Here is an 18,273-nt window from a genome sequence, read left to right as displayed (position 1 = left end):
GGCTACCTGCGCCTCGACGCCAGGAAGGAGTTTACCTCCTCTATCATCTTCAGCCTGCTCGCGTATTCGTCGAGCTGCTTCTCTATCGGTTCAACAGCGGCCCTGTACTCCGCCTCGCTTAGCTCGCCCAGCTCGTAAGCGACTCTGTGCTTCTCCCTTTCGGATTCGAGCTTGCGCATCTCATCGCGCAGCTGGCTCACGAATGGCTCGAGCCTCAGCGAGAGCGTGAGGAGCTCCCGGATGAGCATGTTGAGCTCCCTCCTGTACTTCCTCTCATACTCGGTGTACAAGCTCGTGGATATCGTGGCCTTCATCTCGTCGAGCCTCCTCAACTTCAGCTCCAGCTCCCTGGCTCTAGCCATGACGTTCGAGCTCCGCTCGAGGAGGGCGTCCAGCGTCAGTACTTCGCGCCGCGGCGCGTACCTCAGGATCTGGTACCTGAACTGCGTGTCTCTCCACTTCGAGTAGTCGAGCAGCTTCGTCTCGAGCGCGTAGATCACGTCGCTCAGGTAGATGTAGCTCCTGTACTCCTCCGGGACCTCGAGCTGCAGGATCAGGCTGTCGCCGCGCTTAACGGTTCGGAGCCTGCAAGTGACGAGAGTACCCCTCATGTGCGGCGGTAGGATGGCGAAGGAGATCGCGAAGGTTCCATCCAGGTAAACCTCCTCCCCCAGGATGTCCTTCTTCGGAAGGATCTCCTTCAAGTACCTGTACAGCGCCTCGCTCTCGAAGACCGAGACCCTAACCGGAAGCTCGTATATCGCCATTCCGCCCACCAGCTTGAGCTCGCTGGGCGAGATCACCTTCCTCTCCTCCCTACCCATCCTGGAGAGGCCGCTCGCCCTCCTCGACGGCACGTAAGCCGAGAGCACGGACGTGGCTAGCCCGAGCCCCGCCGCGTAAAACAGGCTTTCAACCGGTGGCGGCGAGACCACGATCGGCGCCCCGCCGAAGAGGGAGGTGAAGAATGAGGGCACCAGGTTTATCACGGGAGCTAGGAGCCAACCGAGGTAGGAGGCCACGATACCTATGATTGATGCCTCGACGATCATCGCGTTGAATAGGTTCTTAGGGTCGGCGCCCAGCGTCGCCATTGTGTAAACATCCCTCCTCCTATCCTCGACGTGGCCGAGCATCACCATGGCGTTCATCAAGGCCGCTATGACTAGGAGCACTAACGACTCCTGCCCCCTGAACGACAGCTGAAGCGTCCTCTCGTAGGTGGTAACGCGGTTTCCTTCGAGCACGTGCACTGTAACGGGGAGCGCTGTGAATATCAGTTGAGCCGCATCTCTAGCGGGCGTGGCATTTGCTGTAAGAAGCCAGACTCGCGAGAGGGCTAACCTGCGCGCTAGGGGGTCGAAGGGCGCTATCACGAGGAAGTTCACTCGCGCAAGATCGCCGAACAGCGGCCTCAGCTCCGGGTCCAACGTCCCGTTGAGGACGAGCGGGTCGAAGAAGCCTACCACTCGTACTGGCGTGTCCCATACGGGGCCCGCCGGCGAGGGCGGGCCCTGTGCGCTCGGTTGGGCGAAGAAAAGCCACACGCTGTCGCCTATGCTAAGTGAAGTTGAGAAGCCCTTCGGCAGGAGGATCTCGGCCGCGCCATCTCGAGGAAGCCTCCCGTCGTAGAGAGCGGCTGTCAGGTTGAAGTAACGTGCTGCAAAGCTGATATCGATGGCGACCATCTGGGTTAGGATCATTGCTTCGGAGGCGCGAGTCATCACAAGCACGCCCAGGTAGTTTGGGGGTGGAGTGGCCATGCGGCCTACTGCAGTGGCGTTAACCAGTGCTCTGAGCCATTCAACTTCCGACAAATTCATGCCCGTGGGCCGGCGAATCGTGTCAACCTCTACGTCGAGGCCGTAGAAGCCAGAGCCCCGGCCGCTCTTCACCATCACTGCGGAGCCTATGGTGACGCCGGAGACCGCTAGCACCGAGGATACGACTAAGGTCATGGCCGTGAGAACCAGCACTGTTCTTAGGCGCTTGGACTTCATGTACCTGAGCGCTATCTGCAGCCAGAAGCCTCTCACCGGGCCGGAAACGGCTGAGAAGAGTAAGAGCAGGCTGTAAGCTAGGAAGCTCAAGAGGAGGGTTCCGGCAACCAGCGTGGGGTAATCCAGCGCCGCCATGGGTACCCCCAGTGTCCCGAGGAGACCGGCTGCGGCGACCCTCATCGTCGGCGACGTGTACAGCGCGAACAGGATGAGTGCCACTAGCAGGGCTAACCGAGTCACGAAAAGGTGCCTTCGCCTCTCGAAGATCAATGCTGACAAGACGTGGGCGAATGCTAGGGTAAGCAGGATAACCCCGACGGCGGCTAACTGTGAGTAGCTGAAAAGGTTGTCCACTTTGCCGCGCAGCGAGTTAACTCCGTTGACGAGCCCCAGTAGGGCTCCGATAGCCGTCGTGTAGTTGCCCCGCTCAAAGTAGATCAAAGCCTGCCATGCAACAGCCCTTAACAGGCTCGCCTCCCTCCTAAACTCTTCAGTCGGATAGCCTATCGCCTCTAACTGCCTTAGCGAATCGTCGATGGTGGCCAGCTGCCCTTTCAGGAATGCATCGGCGGCGTAGTACGACCATGGCACGAGGCGAGTCTCGTTGGTCACCCAGAACCTCAGCTGCCGAGCCTCAGCCAGGGGGGTGTCGGCCCTAACTAGCACGGGGTAGCCTATCGGGAGGAGGTACGGCTGAAGGTAGCCTCTTGCAGCGAGAGGGACTCCCGGCTTCACGGTCACTCTCGTCGGCCTTCGGGTTACCGGGTCTAGAACGCTGACGTTAACGAATCTCGCTGGGGCGATCCAGATTGCGCACCTCACTAGGCTAACATTGCCGCTCTGGGTAACCTGGAGGGGGATCCTGAGCTCTGAGAGCTCTGTTACGTTGGCAGAGGGTATGAAGGCTGCTCTGTAGTCTATTTCGTCGATCATCGTATCAGCCACGCGCACGGGTAGGGCGGGTTGCGGGGAGGAGAAGCCTGTGAAGTTCGCGGGTGCTACTGAGAGCCTAACCAGGTAGGCCTCCTGCGGCTTCAGGTCTAGCTGTATGTTCCACATCCCGACGGGGTTTGTCAGCGCGTTGAATGTCAGAGTCCTCCCCCCAATCCACAGCGTAACGTTGAGGGATGCGCCCCCCAGAGGCCTCCCGCTGGGGTACTCGCGAACTATGACTATGAGCTGGCTTTCGGGTGCAGCGACCGCTACGCCTGCCGATGCGAGTAGCGATAGGAGGGCGAATACCGCGTAGCTTGTTGCCCGCCTCACTCCCACTCACCCCGGCTCAGCTCGTTTAGTTTCGTCTCGTACTCCTGTTTAAGCTTCACGTAGAACCTCTCCTCAACCTCCCCTCTACCGTAAAGCTCCTCGAGCCGCTGAAGGAGGCGCTTGTACCGCTCCCTCTCCCTGTACACGTAACTTGTCCTCCGGTGCCATACGTAAGCCGTGACCGACCACAACGCGGCGGTTACTGCGATTAGCACCCAGAGGCTTGGTGAAAGCGTCAGGTTTAGCTCTACGTACCCGCCGACCCTGACGTCGGCAGTTACGCTTGAACTGTACTGGCCCTTTGTAGCGGTGAACCGGTAGGGGCCGGGGAGCAGGTACAACCGGGCTATCCCCCTCTCATCTGTGTACGTAGTAGCGATTAGGGTTCCTCCGGGCGAGAACGCGGCTACGACGGCGCCAGCCGCTGGGCTTCCGCCTAACGAGACGTAGACCGTCACAAGCCTCACGAGCCCCCTTAGCACAACCTCGGTATCATTAGTTAGGGAAACGCGTGTGGAGCCGGCAAGCGCCCCTTGCCACCGCAGGGATACCGTATAGTTGCCGCGAGGAAGACCGGTGCACAGCACCGTGCCGTTAGCATCCGTGAAGCCCGCGCAGACGAGGCTGCCCTCCTCATCTCGAACGTAGACAGCCGCTTGGGGTAGAGGACGCCCCTCGGCCAGCTCGACCCTAACCCTCAGGTTAGACAAGCCTACGCTCACGGTGAAGTTTCTGTCAGAGTAGATGTAGACAGTGCTCCATGTGCTGTGGAAACCATCTGTGACCTCAATGCGGTACACGCCGGCGGTGACGTTTGTGAAGCGCAGCAGGCCGCTCTCGTTCGTGAACCCCCATCGTACCAACGCGCCAGTAGCGTTCTCGTAGAGGTTAACCAGGTAGCCCGAGAGGGGTCTACCCTGCGCGTCGATGCAGATGATCGTCACGTTGAATGCCCTGGGGATGATGACGCGTGGTACGATGGGCAGTAGCGAAACGTTGATGGTTCTCTCAAGGATGAGGCTACCCCACGGGCTTGACACGTTGAGGAAGATGGGCCAGCTGCCTTCGTACACCGCTCTCAGAGTCCAATCAACCCTCTGCGTGCCCTGCAGGAGCGTGAAGTTAACGCTTCTCCTGCCCTCTACAACCGCGAATGCACGCTCTGGGAGCACTAACCTGACGCTGACGTTGCGCAGGCCCTCCGCCGATCTTACGACGGCGCTAACCGGGAGGTAATCGTCAACGTAGACGGTGGTTGGCGCGTCGAGTCGAGCCTCAATGGGGGCGTAGAGTACGGCCGGTGTAGCAACCGCACTCAGGAGGGAGAACCTAACGAAATCACGGGGGCTTTCTGCGACTACCGCCAGAACGATTGTTGCACTGATGCTAGCTTCCCTCCGCCCTACCTGGTACGCTATGTTGAGAGTCCCCTCTTGAGGCATGAACAGGAGCCTGCTAGCCGCCTTCTCGCTTGCCTCGAGCAAGTCTGTCAGGTTCTTAAGGAGGAGGTCCCTCTCAGAACTGAAAGCCGAAAGGTAATTAGCTTCCCTCAATGTTTGAGTGAGGTTCAGCTTTCCCGCTTCTGCAAGCTGGCTAGCCGTTAGAACCCTCGTGAGGTTTCCGTGGATCCTCAGTAGACGCTCGTAAAGCGCCTTCCGCAGCGGGTGCGTCTCGTTAACGTAACTCCTAAAGAGCGTGAGCCTCTGCGCCTCCAGCACGGACTTCGGATCAATACTTGTGTAGTTAACAGCTACGACTAGCCACCCTCTTCCGCCCCTCAACGCCAGCCAGCGGGGGGCTGGAACGTAGCTTCGCTCTCGGTTTACACTAACGCTGGTCTCGTTGATTACTGCCTCGCGAAAATCAGAGGCAGCGAGCCTCAGGAAGGGGAAGAAGAGGAGCCCTTCCCCCACCCCCCTCAGCTGTGCATCGACGCGTACGAGGGCTGATAAACCGCTGAACGTAAACACTTGCCTGAGCTCGAGCCCATCGCGGCGGCAAACCTGCTCGACCTTCGCCTCGAGCGTCCCGTTGAGTAGCAGCTTAACCTGGCACTCCTTCAAATCGTAGCCGCTAGCCGCAATCGTTAGGTTCCTCATAGCCACGAAACCCGCCAGCGGCCAGTCGATAAAGACGAGGTTGCTGCCCACGTCATCGAAGAGGAAGTTAACGAGAGACGAGTTGCTGAATATGGCGGTGTAACCGGGCCCTCTCACCACAATGGCTTTAGTCACATTGATGGCGTAGGAGCCCGTAGCATTGAAAGCGACGAGGGTCAGGTTAGCGGAACGGACGCTCAACCCCCCATGGACGCTAACGTTGTACCCGGGCGGGGCCGAGTAGTACGTAATAAAGTACCGAGTCACGTTCAAGGGTGGTAGATCAGCCCGAAATAGGAGGGAGCAGCTCTTGTAGTGCCCGGAAGGGTAGAAGGTGCAGTTAACGAGCTGGAGGGGGACTGGGTTGCCCGAGGAATCCCAGATGCTGAGCGTCCCGTTGTAGGCCTCACCCTCCAGGAAATTGAGGTTCAACCTTATAATCTCGCTGCGGGGGTGGGGGAGTGGGTTGAACACCCTCACCTCTCTGACCCCCTGACCCCTCGCTCCAGCCAGTGCGACAGCGAGGAGCAGCGGGAGCACGGTGAGTATGAACCTTCTCTGGGCAACCATCAGCTTCACCTAGCCAGAAACTCCCTGCACCTAGCTGCGATAAGGTCGAGGTCCTCCAATCTCTCCTGAAGCTCCTCAAGTTGAGCCTGCACCTCACCCGCTTCCCTCTCGGCCGCTGAGCGCCTCAGCTCGTACTCCCCCCTCTCGTACTCCCCCACGGCGAATCTTATCTCGAGCTCCCTTAATGCGTCCCTTAGCGACTCCAACTTCCTCTCCAGCTCCTCAATCCTGCTGGCGTAGGAGAATCGCGTTCGAGACCACCCTTCCAGCACTTCACTGACCGCCTGCCTCCACGCCTCGACCTCCTCCCGCGGGAGGACGTCGAGAAGGACGTCCAGCATCCTCAGCTCCCTTTCAGCATCAACGTTCTTCAGGGTCTGCTGAACGTCCTCCAACGTACTACCCACCCTGGAGAGCGTAGCCCTCAAGCGCTGATCCCTCTCGAAGCTGGCTCTGTACGGTGAACTCTCCGAAGCCCTAGCTTCGACGCTAAGCTTGGTCACCACAAGCCGTAGCTGCGACTCGAGCTCCCTCAGCCTCCACTTCAGCTCGAAGTACCTCTTCACGAGGGGGAGCATCTTCTGCTTGAGCTCGCCCATGAGGTTCTCGAAAACCTCCCTGGAAACCTGCCCCGTCGAGTACATGCGGAGCACCTCGCTCCTCCGCTTCTCGTAGTCCCTCAGCTCGTACTGCAGGTCGCCGAACTGTCTTATGGCGCTCCTAGCCTCCTCCAATAGCTTCTCTCCCCCCTCCAGCTCGCTCACAAGTCTGTAGCCGCCAGAACATTTTTTAGACTTATGCTCTATAGTTAAAAATGGTTAGGGAAAAGCATTTCAGCGAACAATCACCGGAGCTGCGTGCGGCAGCTCGTAGTTGATACCTCGAAGAGCCCCTACGCTAAGCTGGAGCCGGTACCTCTTGGGCGCGTCAGGCTAATGGACGGCTTCTGGGCTCCACGCCTCAGAAAACTGATCGATGTGACGCTGCCGTCGCAGTACGAGCTGCTGGAGGAGACGGGGCGCATCGATAACTTCAGGCGGGCAGCCGGTAAAATCAAGGGGCCTTTCAGGGGGCTCGTCTTCAACGACTCGGACGTCTACAAGTGGGTGGAAGCGGCCCAGTGGGCCCTAGCTTACGAGCATGACGCCCGGTTGAAAGGGATGGTGGATCGCGCTGTAACCGAGATAATCGCGGCGCAGGATGGGGACGGTTACCTGAACACCTTCTTCACCTTTGAGAGGAAGGGGGAGAGGTGGACGAACCTGCGCGACCTGCACGAGATGTACTGCGCCGGCCACCTCTTCCAAGCGGCGGTCGCGAGGAGGAGAACCACGGGTGAAAAAGACCTCCTCGACGCTGCCGTCAGGTTCGCCGACCACATCTACGAAGTCTTCGGCCCCGGCAGACGGGAGGCTGTCGACGGGCACCCGGAGGTCGAGATGGCGCTCGTCGAGCTCTACAGGGAAGTGGGGGAGCGCAAGTACCTGGAGCTGGCCCGGCTCCTCATCGAGAGGAGGGGGAGGGGGCTGATCGGCGGGAGCCCCTACCACCTGGATCACGTGCCGTTCAAGCAGATGACCGAGATCACAGGGCACGCCGTGAGAGCGCTTTACCTCTGCTGCGGTGCTACCGACGTCTACATGGAGGACGGTGATGCGGAGCTCCTCAGAGCGTTGGAGCGCCTCTGGGAGGACCTCGTCACGAGGAAGATGTACGTGACCGGTGGCGTGGGGTCGAGGTACGAGGGGGAGGCGATAGGCGAAGCCTACGAGCTCCCCAACGAGAGGGCCTACGCGGAGACGTGCGCCGCCGTTGCCAACGTGATGTGGAACTGGAGGATGCTGCTAGCGACGGGCGAGGCCCGGTTCGCGGACGTAATGGAGCTGGCCCTCTACAACGGTGCGCTCGCCGGCATCTCGCTCAGTGGGGACCTGTACTTCTACGTTAACCCGCTCGCGGATAGGGGGAGGCACAGGAGGCAGAGGTGGTTTGAGTGCGCCTGCTGCCCACCGAACATCGCCAGGCTGATCGCCTACGTCCCCGGGATGCTCTACGCGAAGACGCGGATGGGCATCTACACGGTGCTCTACGCAGCCAGTAGAGCCACAATCGAGCTTGACGGAGGATCTGTGGAACTGATCGAGCGCACCAACTACCCGTGGGATGGGCAGGTCGATATCGAGGTGAGGCCGCGGGGTGTCGACGAGTTCTCCCTCTTCGTGAGAATCCCGGGCTGGACTCGTGCAGCTAAAGTCGAGGTGAACGGGGAAAAATTGGAGCCAGTGCGACCGGGCACCTTCCTTGAGGTGAAGAGGAGGTGGAGGGAGGGCGATAGGGTTGCGCTTAGATTCGAGATGGGTCCGTACTTCCTCGTAAGCCACCCATGGGTCACCTACAACACGTGCAGGTGCGCCATAAAGTACGGCCCCCTCGTCTACTGCTTGGAGCAGGCCGACAACAGCCACGATGTCTGGAACCTAGCCCTGGTACCGGCTGAGATGAGAGTGGAGTGGCGCCCAGACCTTCTTGGAGGCGTGGCAGTGGTTAAGGGTAGAGCGCTAGCCTTGGAAGCCAGCGGCTGGGAGAAGAGGCTCTACGCGCGCCTCGGCGAGGTGGAGGAGCGGGCTAGGGAGGTGGAGTTCACAGCGGTACCGTACTACGCTTGGGCTAACCGCGAGCCCGGGCCTATGCAAGTGTGGGTTAGGCTAGCCCACGCCCCCGGAAAAGTACAGTAGCGAGGATCAGATTTTTTCTGAATCTTCACTGATCCGATTTGGTACCCTTCATCACTGCTCTAACGCTGTGACTCCTCTCTTATTTCCCTTGCGGCCCCTGCTGCTCGGGCTCGACTAGAACAGCCGTCCCTGTTGCTGTTACGATTATGAAGCCTTCGAGGATTTCGGAGGTTTCAAAGTCCACACCTACGACTGCGTTCGCACCCAGCTTCCAAGCTTCGTTCACGAGATCCTGTACCGCTTCATCACGAGTCTTTTTCAGCTCTGAGATGTAGGATTCCGCCCGGCCGCCGACGAGAGCCTCAATCGAGGCTGCGAAGCGGCCCAGAGCCCCGCGGGTCCGTATGCTCATACCCGTCACGACACCGAGGACTTTGACGATTCTGAAGCCGGGGATGGACGGTGTAGTTGAGATTAGTACCTGTCTACTCGCCACACCCACGAGCCCGGCGTGTCGTTCTTATCTCTATCGGTACGAGAAAATCTAAAATAAGCTTTGAGGGTTTTAGCCGCGATGGGGCTCGAGGATCTGTTCTCCAGGATCGAAGTCGTGTGCCAGACTGCAGCCACATTCGTCGCTTTCATCAGGGAGGGGGCACAGGAGGAGATCTTGAGGAGGATCTCGTCGAAGGCTAAGGTTAGCCTGAAGCTGGGCGAAGCCCTCGTGAAGTTCGATTACGGCGGCCACTCGCTGACCTACGTTGCGCCAGACCGGCTCCTGATAAGGCTGAGGGACTCCGGCACCCTCGAGGATGCTAAAGAGCTCCTCCTCAAGCTCCTCGGCTAATCCTCCAGCTTCACGTACGAAACGAAGAAGCCTATGCTCCCCCTAAGGCTCTCCGCGAGCCTCCTCTCCAGCTCCCTCCTAGCTCTCGCATCGCCCCGCAGCAGGAAGGCCACTTCGATCGAATCCAGATCGGCTCTCTCGCTGAACAGTTGATCAACCCGAGTGTAGAGCAGCTCGACATTCTCCTTTTTCAAAAATTCGGCGAGCCACTCAACCCGCCCCCAGTCGCGCCGGGGGACTACGACTCTGAACACGTATGCGCGCATGCGGGAGAAAAGGGGGGTTAATGGTTAAAATCGGTTCTCCTTCGCTAGAGCTTAACGACTTCTCCTTCGACGACTCCCGCTACTGCAGCTTCACCGTATAGTTCAACTCTATCCGCCTTGATTCGTCCCTCGATCACAACGTCCCTGGCTCTAACTAGTTTCGACTCGAGGAGCTCCACCTTCAAGGTGGGATGCCTGCGGGTGAACCTGAGGAACATCCGGAAAGTGCCCCCAGAGCGCTCGATGCTCACCTCCTCCCCTCTGAGGGCGCGGCAGCTTGAGTCGTTTGACAGCTTGAGCTCCACGAGTTGAGCGTCTAACTCATCCTCGATTTTAAATGCCCCAGCTAGCCGAACGATTTTGCCCTTCAAGGATCGTGCCCTCAGCGATCCCGCGGCCCAAGCTTCCTCGCACTCGATGACATCCTTTACGGACAGCGAGCCACTCGCTTTTAGAAGCCCCCCTTTCACGCTTCCTTCCACCTTCGCGGAGCCGGAAATAGAGATCTCGCCTGCCCTTACGCTGCCGCGGAAAGAGGTTGAGCCGGCAACCCTAACGGTTTCAGCTTCGACATCTCCATCAACGATCGCAGAGCCGCTGACGGTAATGCTCTCGTAGGTACCGCCGCTGACTCGGCCAGCACCGCTGATCCTCACCGATCCACCTTTAACCTTGCCGGTCCTCAGCGCTCTCTCGTACAGGTCGAAGAGCTCAGCCATACTCGCTCGCCTTCTTCAGCACGTCCCTCAATTCCTTGAGCAGCTCCTTGATCTCCCGCAGCCTCTGCAGTATCAATTGATCAACCTCTTCGTCCGAAAGCTCCACGTACCTGAGCTCGCCGCTCATCCTTCAACACCCTCCTTGAGTATGTCACGGATCTCCTCAAGCACCCTCCTAATCTCGTCAAGCTCCTCGAGCATAGCCCTCTGCCTGGCCCTGTACATTGTCAGCTTCTCCTCAAGCTCCTTCCGCCTTAGGGAGAGCTCGGCTTTCTCTTCGGGGCTACGGGTAACACCTGTCAAAAGTGGAACACCGATAACCACCGCGAAGAAGGCCACTACCGCTCCCGCGATCATGCTTATGGCGCTGAAGACGCCGGCCGCAATAATGTTTAGCCCACCTGTTCCGGATAGCTCAAAGAGACGGATCGGCACGTAGACGGCCATTAGAGCGGCGGCGACAACCGCCGCCAGCGTGACCACGGAGGCCACAACGCTACCCATTCTCAAGCTTCTCACCCAGCTTCCTGAGGGTTTCCCCATCTAGCACCAGCCGAAAGTCCTTCAACCGGTAGACTCGCTTCACCCTGGCTTCCTCTACGTACGCTCCTTCCACGAGCCCCGCTTTCTCCAATGCCCGAAGGTGCATGTGCACCAGCGGGTACGAGAGACCCAGCAGCTTTGAAAGCTCGTACGCGTGCCTCGGCCGCGCCGCGATCAAGGCTAGCATACGCAGCCTTATCGGATTCGCTAAGGTCCGGAGCACTCTTACCCAATCTTTCAACTCCTCCTCCCCGCTGCCGCACATCGCATCAAGTATGTAGGCTAAAATTTATATATAAACTTTTCCTTGCATATTGCTATCCGTCGCTTCTCCCAGATGAAGAAAGATACGGTGCATGCTCGGTAAATCGCAGCAGCGTAGAGGTTTTCCCTCGAGAGGTCAAAGTTGTCTCTCAGCTACCCAGAAGACGCTCGTAGAGCCTTACATACTCCTGGGCAACTCTATCCCAGCTGAATTCCTCCACAACTCTCCTGAATGCTTCCTCGATGAAGGTTCTCGGGTATTCGATTACGCACCTGTTTATGGCGTCGGCGAGCCCCTTGGGGTCTCCCGGCTCGATCAGAACGGCGCACGTGTCATCGACCACGTCGAGGACCCCAGGGATCCTCGAGGCGAGGATGGGGGTCTTCAAGGCCATCGCCTCCAGCAGGACGGTGGGCATCCCCTCCACACGCGACGGTAGGACGAGCAGATCGCTTCCCTTGATCACCTTCAGCGCCTCCTCTCTCGGCTTATACCCCAGGTAGTGGAAGTTCCTCAAGCGCTGGGAGAGAGCGCGGGCGCGCTCCTCGAGCTCTCCCACCCCCGATCCAACGACGACCAAGTGTACATCCGGGTTCAGCATTTCAGCGGCCTCGAGGAGCACGTCGAAGCCCTTTTCGCGGCTTAACCGCCCCACGTAAACGACCTGCCTATCGTACATCCTCAAGCCCTCAGAAGGCATTTCCCGCAGGTCCACGGCGTTCGGGATGTAGATGGCGTTAATGCCCCTGCTCCTGTAGAACTCGCACGTGCTGCGAGAAACGCAAGTCACTGCGTCGACGCTTCCCACAGCCTTCCTCTCAAACCACCTGCTCAACTCACCTAATAGCCTCCCGTGGAGCAGCCCGATCTGCTGGGAGTAGACGCCGTGCTGCGTGAGAACCCTGGCTTCCGCGCGCGCCACCCTGATGGCGGGCCAGGATGGCACGTTGTGGCCATGGGCTACATCGTACCTCCTCCCCTCCAGGTTGCGGAGCAGCGTCTTGAGAGCGGAGAACAGCGCGAAACTGGGGTTGTAGAGCCCCTTCACTGGCACATGCGGCGTGTTCTCCACCGATACCACGTCAACCGTGAAACCGCGGGCCTCGAGCATACTCCGCAGCTTGGATACGTGCTGAGCGACACCCCCTATACCGCTCACGCGCGGCGACGCAAGGAGCAACTTCACAGTTGATCAACTTGCGCTGGGCGTTTAAGCTTCACGCACCTTTATTTTCGCCCGCACCCCCTGCGCAAGGAAGGCACGTCGCAGCTCGCTCAGAATGCCGTAAAGGAAAGCCCACCTACGCACGGTCCAGTAGAAGAACATTTCCGGCTTACGTGTCTTTAGGCTCAATTGAAAGCCTCTCACAGGTGCTAATAGGGCAGCTACGATTGGGTAGAGCCAAACAGCGTCACCGAGAACCCTGTAGAGGAAGGAGTTCAGTTTATAGCATCTCCAGTAGTCGCGATCATGCCTGTACCTGGCTATTACGTGCGCAATGCCCCTCCCCCATCCTATCTGCTGCCTAATGAGCTCCCTCACTCCTCTCCTGAACCTGCTCGCAGTTCCAGGCACCTCCACCACACTAATCCTGAAACCGGCTTTCCAAGCTCGGAAGCTAAAGTCGAGATCATCGGCACCGTACGGTGGGTACAACCAGAAGCCCTTCACTCGATCGAAAACATCGCGCTTAAAGGCGATGAAGGCCCCTCCGGCGAAGCAACGCCCTCTCATCATCTCTTCAGAGTAAGCCCTGCCGTAACGCCACACTAACTCCTCCAATCTTTCGATTTTAGTCGAAGCCTGAGAACCGCCCGCTTTCACATCGACTACATCAGCCCCCCTCTCGAAGGCTTCGACAACTCTCGCGAAATGGTCTGCGCCCACGATGCAATCAGCATCCACGAAACAAATGTAGCTGCCTTTCGAAGCTAAAACACCGATGTTCCTAGCGATTCCGATTCCTCTGCCCTCATCGTATACTACTTTAATGTAGGGACGAAAGCGATCCAGTATCCTTTGAGTATTGTCAGTACTATGAGCATCAACGACTATAACCTCCCTAGAGTAACCTGGGGGAAGCTTCGATTTTAAAACACTGAGCAGTGTGAAACCGAGCGTCCTTCCGTTATTCTTGGAGAGAATTACTACTGAGATCGTCTTCTCCACACCAAAGCCAGCAGGTAGAAGCTTTTATCGCCTTCTCTCAAACAGCCAATCTACATACAGAGTTAAATATCACAGCATTCAAAATTCTACTAACTGAATTTCGTGCGTTTAAAATTACGAGTTTAAGCATCCACCGAAGTGCTGCTCTGCACCGTTTGCGTACACATGGGAGGAAGGCTTTGAAGCGTTCTACTACTTCTCTCACGCCCTTCTCGAGGGAGCCTTTCGGCTGGAAGCCGAGGCCTCTTATCCTCTCGTCGCTAACGCCGTAGGAGGTTTGCTGCGGATGAGGGGGTTCAACAATGCTCACCCTCACGCTCGGAACCACCCCCCTCACAGCATCAATCACCTCGGAGAGAGAAGCGTTCTCCGTCACCACATTGAAAACACCACCAACAGCTCGATGCAGAGCGGCAACAGCTAGCAATGTCCGCTAGATCGAAAACCACTTCAGCATCGCGAAGCGCCCTCCTCAAGTTCTTCTTTCTTCAGCATCGTATAGCACGATAGTCGCCTCCCGTACTCTAGCAGATACCTAAGTTCTTCAGCACCCACTGAGAAACGGGGCTTCCCCGCCACCTCAATCAACTGTTTCAGCCCCAAAAACGTCAAAGGTCTCAAACGAGTACCAGCGCACTTCGAGTATTTAGGACGATAGATGCAGGATGATAGGGTTTTCACCCCTTCTCAACGGTAATTCCATGAAAAATCACTCACCGCCGAAGTCACGGGAAATAAATCCTCAGTTTTGTAGGTTAACTTTTCAAGATATATTACATACAAAATTTATTGAATTTAATAACTATTTTGCTCCTTAAGGATATTATTAACGAAATCCTTAAGCCTCGGTGCTATAACATTCCACTCAAATAACGATGTGACTCTTTCTCGGGCAAGCTTGCCTAAGCTATTTCTCAGAGAGCAATCATCGTGCAGCTCAACTATGGCATCAGCCAACGCTTCAACATCGTCCAGCTCAACATAATATGCTGTATTACCAAAAACACTGATTGCTCCCGGTGTTTTTTCCGCTAAGATCGCCCTCCCCGCAGCCATATAGTGGAAGAACTTAATGCGCTCGGCATAGTAAACGGATGGGTGAGCAGAGTTAGGCGCAACGAGAACATCGGCGGCAGCGAACAGGCCCAACCTCTCAGGGTCGCTATAAGGTAGCGGGCCTATAATTCGAGTTTTATCTAATACTCTAAGTTTTTTGCAAAAGTGTATCAAATCCAAGTCTACTCTTCCTAACTGCAAAACCAACTTAAGGTTTGGCAACTGTCTACTTGCAAGCGCAACAGCTTCAATGACCTTCCGAACGCCTTGCAAGTCGACTCCGCGGTACGACCAAACACCCCCACTGTAAGCGACGAGAAAACTATCACCTAACCTGTACTTGTTCCTAAAGCTTTTCGGGTTAACTTTCGTCGGGTCAAATTCGCCTAAATCTATACCGTGCGGAACATACGTATAATTCCTTAATTTGAGCCGTTTCTTCATAATTTCCAGGAGTGGTCTACTCCAGAAAATCACACCGTCAGCCTCCTCAACAGCTTCAATATCGAAAAGGTTCAGTTCATCCCAAGGCCACATATGCACGTCCATCCAATCTATGATAATTACTCTGCTCCCCCATATCCTCCTCGATCCTAGGAATGGGTTTAGCGTTATAACAGTGTCAGCTTTAAGACGCGCGAGCAGCGCTTTGTTCAGAACATCAGTAACCAAAGCAGTCACCAATGCATCCCCGCCGCTTCGCGTATGCTGGTAGATCCTTAGCTCTACCCTCGATAGGCGATTATTAAGCCTTAAAACTCTGCATAGTAACCAGTTCGAGTCCCTTATCTTCCTGTAGTAGTATATACTTGCGAACGGTAAAGCTCTTTTTACAAGGTAGGGCCTCCTGTAAGAGCGAGGGTCGAAGGGTGTAATGTAGGCGATGCTCTTAGAGTTTTTTGAATTCATTGGGACGTTGGGATCAGTTAACAAATTTTAATTTTTTTACTTTACTTGTGAGCATACGTAGAAGAAGTTTCCATAAATAAGATGAATACGCGTACTCGGTTGCAGCCAGCGCGCTCCAAGTCTAGAGGTGCGCTCTCAAGCTTTAATACTTTACACTTCCTTTTTCTCGGTCGTTTAACGAATGTTCATTTCGATCAATCACCAAAATGGCGGGCCGGCCGGGATTCGAACCCGGGGCCTACGGGTTAAGAGCCCGTCGCTCTACCGTGCTGAGCTACCGGCCCTAGCTGCTCGACATGTTAGGGTTTATTTAATTTACTAAGTCCACGTCATAGTGTATTCCCCCTTCATTGACTTCCGCCTTTGAGCAGGGACCCGTTCCTGGCCGCCGCGGTTTAACCGTAAGCGACTGGGGCGGGTTATGGGTCATTGTCGCCTTGGGACAGCGGCCTACTCGCCCACCTTTCAGCGCTCCGGCGACAGAGTGCATCCCGGCAGGGTCGCACCCTTACCGCGCAGGCTGCTTCTTCGCGCTGCTGCCATGGTTGCGCGGACGAGCTCGAGGTGACCTTAAAGGTTAGAGATCCTGGTCGAGGCTTTGAGGGCTTTCAGGATCGCAGGGCTGAGGCCTGAAAGTATGAGCTTCGCGCGGGCCTAGGGACGCTGCATCATGATGGTCAAGCTGAGAAGCGGTAGGTCGAAGGCCCACATAGCCCCAGTCGTCGAGTGTAACTGTAAGCTAAAATGCCTCATTTCCCTTCTATTTTGTTTCCCCTTTTCTCGTTTGGCTACCTCCAAGCTGCGAGGAGAAGGATGGGATGCAGGCCTAGATTGGGCGGTGGAAGATGGCCAGAAACGCGCAGCTGAGAGAAAGGGAAAAGTTCGAGTGAAAAATATGAGCGAGTTGGTGAAGGTAGCCAGGGAGCCGCGTCGAGGGTATGGGACGAGGAGCGACACCTCTCTGGGGTCCGACGGTGCGAGAGCCGAGAGAGCCGCCGAGCAGGTACGCTCTGATTGAAGTGTACCTTTTCAAGACCTCATCTTCCTCACCTTTTACCTTCGATATTATGGGAGCCGTAGTCGAGCTGGAGGGGGCTAAAAATTATAGGCGCGCTGCAGTACATACACGAGCGGAGGTACAGAATGGGCTACAGTTTCGTCAATAGCTAATGGCTTGACGTGGGAAAGGAGGAAGTCATTTCGCACGTGAACGGTCTAATTATAGGCCAAGCGTGCTGGAAGAAGTGCCCAGGGGTGAGGGCTTGAGGGTGGAGAGGAGGGTTGCGGTAAGGAGGGGGTCGAAGATTATGAAGAGCACGGTAAGGAGGCTAACAATTGGTCGGGGGATATCTTGATCGAGTTCTCGTTTATCGGCTCCCGCACGAGCATCGGAATGGGGCTTACGTCATGTAGACCCGCTCGAGTATAGCGTCATGCTCGAGAACGCTCTCGCAAGGGTGCGGAAAGGCTGAAGGAGGATCTAATAGCAGGAACGCGAAAGTAGTGAGGAACGCGAGGGTAGAGTTGCGAGGCCCAAGAGGGGAATTATCTGCAGAATATAGTGTTAAGGGTCTACGTTGAGACCCTTAACACCCTGCCGCTGAACTCCAGCTCTGCTGTGCGAAGGCGTATTCATAGTTCTGTTCTCAAGATAAGGATGTATACCACCGGTGAGTAGCTTAAAGGAGCTCTCCCCTTCCTATTATGTTAACATTGCTGCACTAGTCTGCTTCGACTCCGATGCTAAGAGAAGGGGCGGCTCTCGTTGGAGAACGACCTGATATGGGCGTAGAGTTTGTCCCTACTGCTAAAACTATCGATGGAGACGCGATAAAGCCTAGAGTCGGCAGGTTTAGAGACCTATATCTAGCGGATCTACATCGGAAGCACCTGTCGCCGTTTTTCTCAAGGGAGGCTGATTGTTATGAAAGATGGTGACGGTTGTAGTCTCTGGCATTCGTGGATTGACGTAATTATGAGTGAGTTTAGCGGTTAGTCAAAGATGCCGAGATCAAAAGCCGATGCATCCTGCTTGACAATGGATGGTACGAAATTATACTTAAGCTGTCCGTGGCAGGGATAGGATCGACTTCAACGTTCACGAGGGCGGCAAGTAGTGAGGTGAACAAGGCTTCCCGCAGAGTTTACTGTTACTGTTCTAACAGTTTTCGTTCATATCGGCATCATTTACTTCACTTAAGGATAGCAGAGGCATCTACTATGCAATCACGTGTCTAATTTACACGCGCGCTTACCCCATGAGTTATATTATTGGGGCTCCGCGCCTTCGTCGCCTATACCTGAATTGCCTGAGTAATTTCATACTTGCTTGAAATAAATTATTATAGTTTAATAGTTAAATATTCAATTTGTTTTATATTTTAATCTCTAATTAAACTAACTAAACTTTATGCTATCGGGATTTAGCAACTTCAGGCCCTCTACTATACCTCTCATTGCTCAAGCAGCAATCTTTCAAGAAATTAACGGAGGTTCTAAGCTCCTATAGATCGTATAAGATGTGTGTCGATTTTTAGTATTGAAATAAAATAGAATAGAGACATGAATTTCTGAAACGATTCAGCGCACGGTAAGGCTTACAAACAACATTGGTGGGGTGTCAATCTCCAGGCTTTATGCCTATAGAGAGATAAGTATCATGTTGTCGTTAATATTACTTGTCCAGTTCATAGGCAGTGGGCAGTGATAGAAAGCGCAAGTTTATAGTTTTATAACCGACCGTTGATTCTGCTTTGAGACGATGAAGGGTGTTATTCTTCACGGGGGTGCTGGTACTCGTTTGAGGCCTTTGACGTTTTCGGGGCCGAAGCAGTTGATTGAGGTGGCGGGGAAGCCTGTTTCTCAGTGGGTGTTGGAGGATCTGGTGT

At 55.8% G+C, this 18,273-nt stretch carries 17 protein-coding genes and 1 tRNA gene; 4 read left to right on the top strand and 14 right to left on the bottom strand.

What is annotated here, in order from left to right:
- Nucleotides 1-2 precede the first annotated feature (2 nt).
- From QXF46_04795 to QXF46_04785, 3 genes are read right to left on the bottom strand one after another with little or no spacing between them, the layout of a single operon-like run.
- Nucleotides 3-3,266 (bottom strand): FtsX-like permease family protein, encoded by a 3,264-nt coding sequence (locus tag QXF46_04795; GenBank protein ID MEM0226171.1) that lies wholly within the window; start codon nucleotides 3,264-3,266, stop codon nucleotides 3-5.
- Complete coding sequence (locus tag QXF46_04790; GenBank protein ID MEM0226170.1) at nucleotides 3,263-5,935, bottom strand: hypothetical protein; 2,673 nt, start codon at nucleotides 5,933-5,935, stop codon at nucleotides 3,263-3,265. The genes QXF46_04795 and QXF46_04790 overlap by 4 nt, the downstream gene beginning before the upstream one ends.
- 5 nt (nucleotides 5,936-5,940) lie before the next feature.
- Nucleotides 5,941-6,699 carry a hypothetical protein gene (locus tag QXF46_04785; GenBank protein MEM0226169.1) on the bottom strand — a complete coding sequence of 253 codons (759 nt, stop codon included), beginning with the start codon at nucleotides 6,697-6,699 and terminating at the stop codon, nucleotides 5,941-5,943.
- Nucleotides 6,700-6,792: 93 nt separating this feature from the next.
- On the opposite strand from QXF46_04785, the gene QXF46_04780 reads away from it, so the two are divergent.
- A complete protein-coding gene (locus QXF46_04780; protein MEM0226168.1) occupies nucleotides 6,793-8,670 on the top strand; it encodes a glycoside hydrolase family 127 protein in 1,878 nt (625 codons plus the stop codon).
- A gap of 79 nt (nucleotides 8,671-8,749) precedes the next feature.
- On the opposite strand, the gene QXF46_04775 is transcribed toward QXF46_04780, so the two are convergent.
- A complete protein-coding gene (locus QXF46_04775) occupies nucleotides 8,750-9,106 on the bottom strand; it encodes a YbjQ family protein (GenBank protein ID MEM0226167.1) in 357 nt (118 codons plus the stop codon).
- 78 nt (nucleotides 9,107-9,184) lie between these two features.
- Between QXF46_04775 and QXF46_04770 the strand changes: the two genes are divergently transcribed.
- On the top strand, nucleotides 9,185-9,457 hold the full coding sequence (locus QXF46_04770) for a hypothetical protein (protein MEM0226166.1): 273 nt from the start codon (nucleotides 9,185-9,187) through the stop codon (nucleotides 9,455-9,457).
- Here the strand turns inward: QXF46_04770 and QXF46_04765 are convergent.
- The 10 genes from QXF46_04765 to QXF46_04720 form a co-directional block, all read right to left on the bottom strand.
- The gene (locus QXF46_04765) at nucleotides 9,454-9,723 is read right to left on the bottom strand and encodes a hypothetical protein (GenBank protein ID MEM0226165.1); all 270 of its coding nucleotides are present in this window, start codon (nucleotides 9,721-9,723) and stop codon (nucleotides 9,454-9,456) included. The two genes, QXF46_04770 and QXF46_04765, sit on opposite strands and share 4 nt — an antisense overlap.
- A 44-nt stretch (nucleotides 9,724-9,767) precedes the next feature.
- Complete coding sequence (locus QXF46_04760; GenBank protein MEM0226164.1) at nucleotides 9,768-10,442, bottom strand: polymer-forming cytoskeletal protein; 675 nt, start codon at nucleotides 10,440-10,442, stop codon at nucleotides 9,768-9,770.
- Nucleotides 10,435-10,569 carry a hypothetical protein gene (locus QXF46_04755; protein ID MEM0226163.1) on the bottom strand — a complete coding sequence of 45 codons (135 nt, stop codon included), beginning with the start codon at nucleotides 10,567-10,569 and terminating at the stop codon, nucleotides 10,435-10,437. The genes QXF46_04760 and QXF46_04755 overlap by 8 nt, the downstream gene beginning before the upstream one ends.
- On the bottom strand, nucleotides 10,566-10,946 hold the full coding sequence (locus tag QXF46_04750) for a hypothetical protein (protein MEM0226162.1): 381 nt from the start codon (nucleotides 10,944-10,946) through the stop codon (nucleotides 10,566-10,568). The genes QXF46_04755 and QXF46_04750 overlap by 4 nt, the downstream gene beginning before the upstream one ends.
- Nucleotides 10,939-11,250 carry a winged helix-turn-helix domain-containing protein gene (locus tag QXF46_04745; protein ID MEM0226161.1) on the bottom strand — a complete coding sequence of 104 codons (312 nt, stop codon included), beginning with the start codon at nucleotides 11,248-11,250 and terminating at the stop codon, nucleotides 10,939-10,941. Before QXF46_04745 ends, QXF46_04750 begins: the two co-directional genes overlap by 8 nt.
- A gap of 148 nt (nucleotides 11,251-11,398) precedes the next feature.
- Nucleotides 11,399-12,436: a glycosyltransferase family 4 protein gene (locus tag QXF46_04740; GenBank protein ID MEM0226160.1), complete on the bottom strand. Its 1,038-nt coding sequence runs from the start codon at nucleotides 12,434-12,436 to the stop codon at nucleotides 11,399-11,401.
- A gap of 24 nt (nucleotides 12,437-12,460) precedes the next feature.
- The gene (locus tag QXF46_04735) at nucleotides 12,461-13,420 is read right to left on the bottom strand and encodes a glycosyltransferase (GenBank protein ID MEM0226159.1); all 960 of its coding nucleotides are present in this window, start codon (nucleotides 13,418-13,420) and stop codon (nucleotides 12,461-12,463) included.
- A gap of 37 nt (nucleotides 13,421-13,457) precedes the next feature.
- Nucleotides 13,458-13,799, bottom strand: coding sequence for a hypothetical protein (locus QXF46_04730; protein ID MEM0226158.1), 342 nt, complete (start codon nucleotides 13,797-13,799; stop codon nucleotides 13,458-13,460).
- Nucleotides 13,800-14,215: 416 nt separating this feature from the next.
- Nucleotides 14,216-15,409 carry a glycosyltransferase gene (locus QXF46_04725; GenBank protein ID MEM0226157.1) on the bottom strand — a complete coding sequence of 398 codons (1,194 nt, stop codon included), beginning with the start codon at nucleotides 15,407-15,409 and terminating at the stop codon, nucleotides 14,216-14,218.
- A 183-nt stretch (nucleotides 15,410-15,592) separates the two neighbouring features.
- Nucleotides 15,593-15,669, bottom strand: a tRNA-Lys gene (locus QXF46_04720).
- Between the two features lie 611 nt (nucleotides 15,670-16,280).
- Here QXF46_04720 and QXF46_04715 point away from each other — a divergent pair.
- Together QXF46_04715 and QXF46_04710 are read left to right on the top strand one after the other, a co-directional pair.
- Entirely contained in the window at nucleotides 16,281-16,403 is a 123-nt protein-coding gene (locus QXF46_04715) for a hypothetical protein (protein ID MEM0226156.1), read from the top strand.
- A gap of 214 nt (nucleotides 16,404-16,617) precedes the next feature.
- Nucleotides 16,618-16,740 carry a hypothetical protein gene (locus QXF46_04710; protein ID MEM0226155.1) on the top strand — a complete coding sequence of 41 codons (123 nt, stop codon included), beginning with the start codon at nucleotides 16,618-16,620 and terminating at the stop codon, nucleotides 16,738-16,740.
- The last annotated feature ends 1,533 nt before the right edge of the window (nucleotides 16,741-18,273 follow it).

The sequence above is a fragment of the Thermofilaceae archaeon genome, from assembly GCA_038731975.1.
Taxonomy (GTDB): domain Archaea; phylum Thermoproteota; class Thermoprotei; order Thermofilales; family Thermofilaceae; genus JANXEW01.
This window is presented reverse-complemented; position numbering and strand designations above follow the sequence as displayed.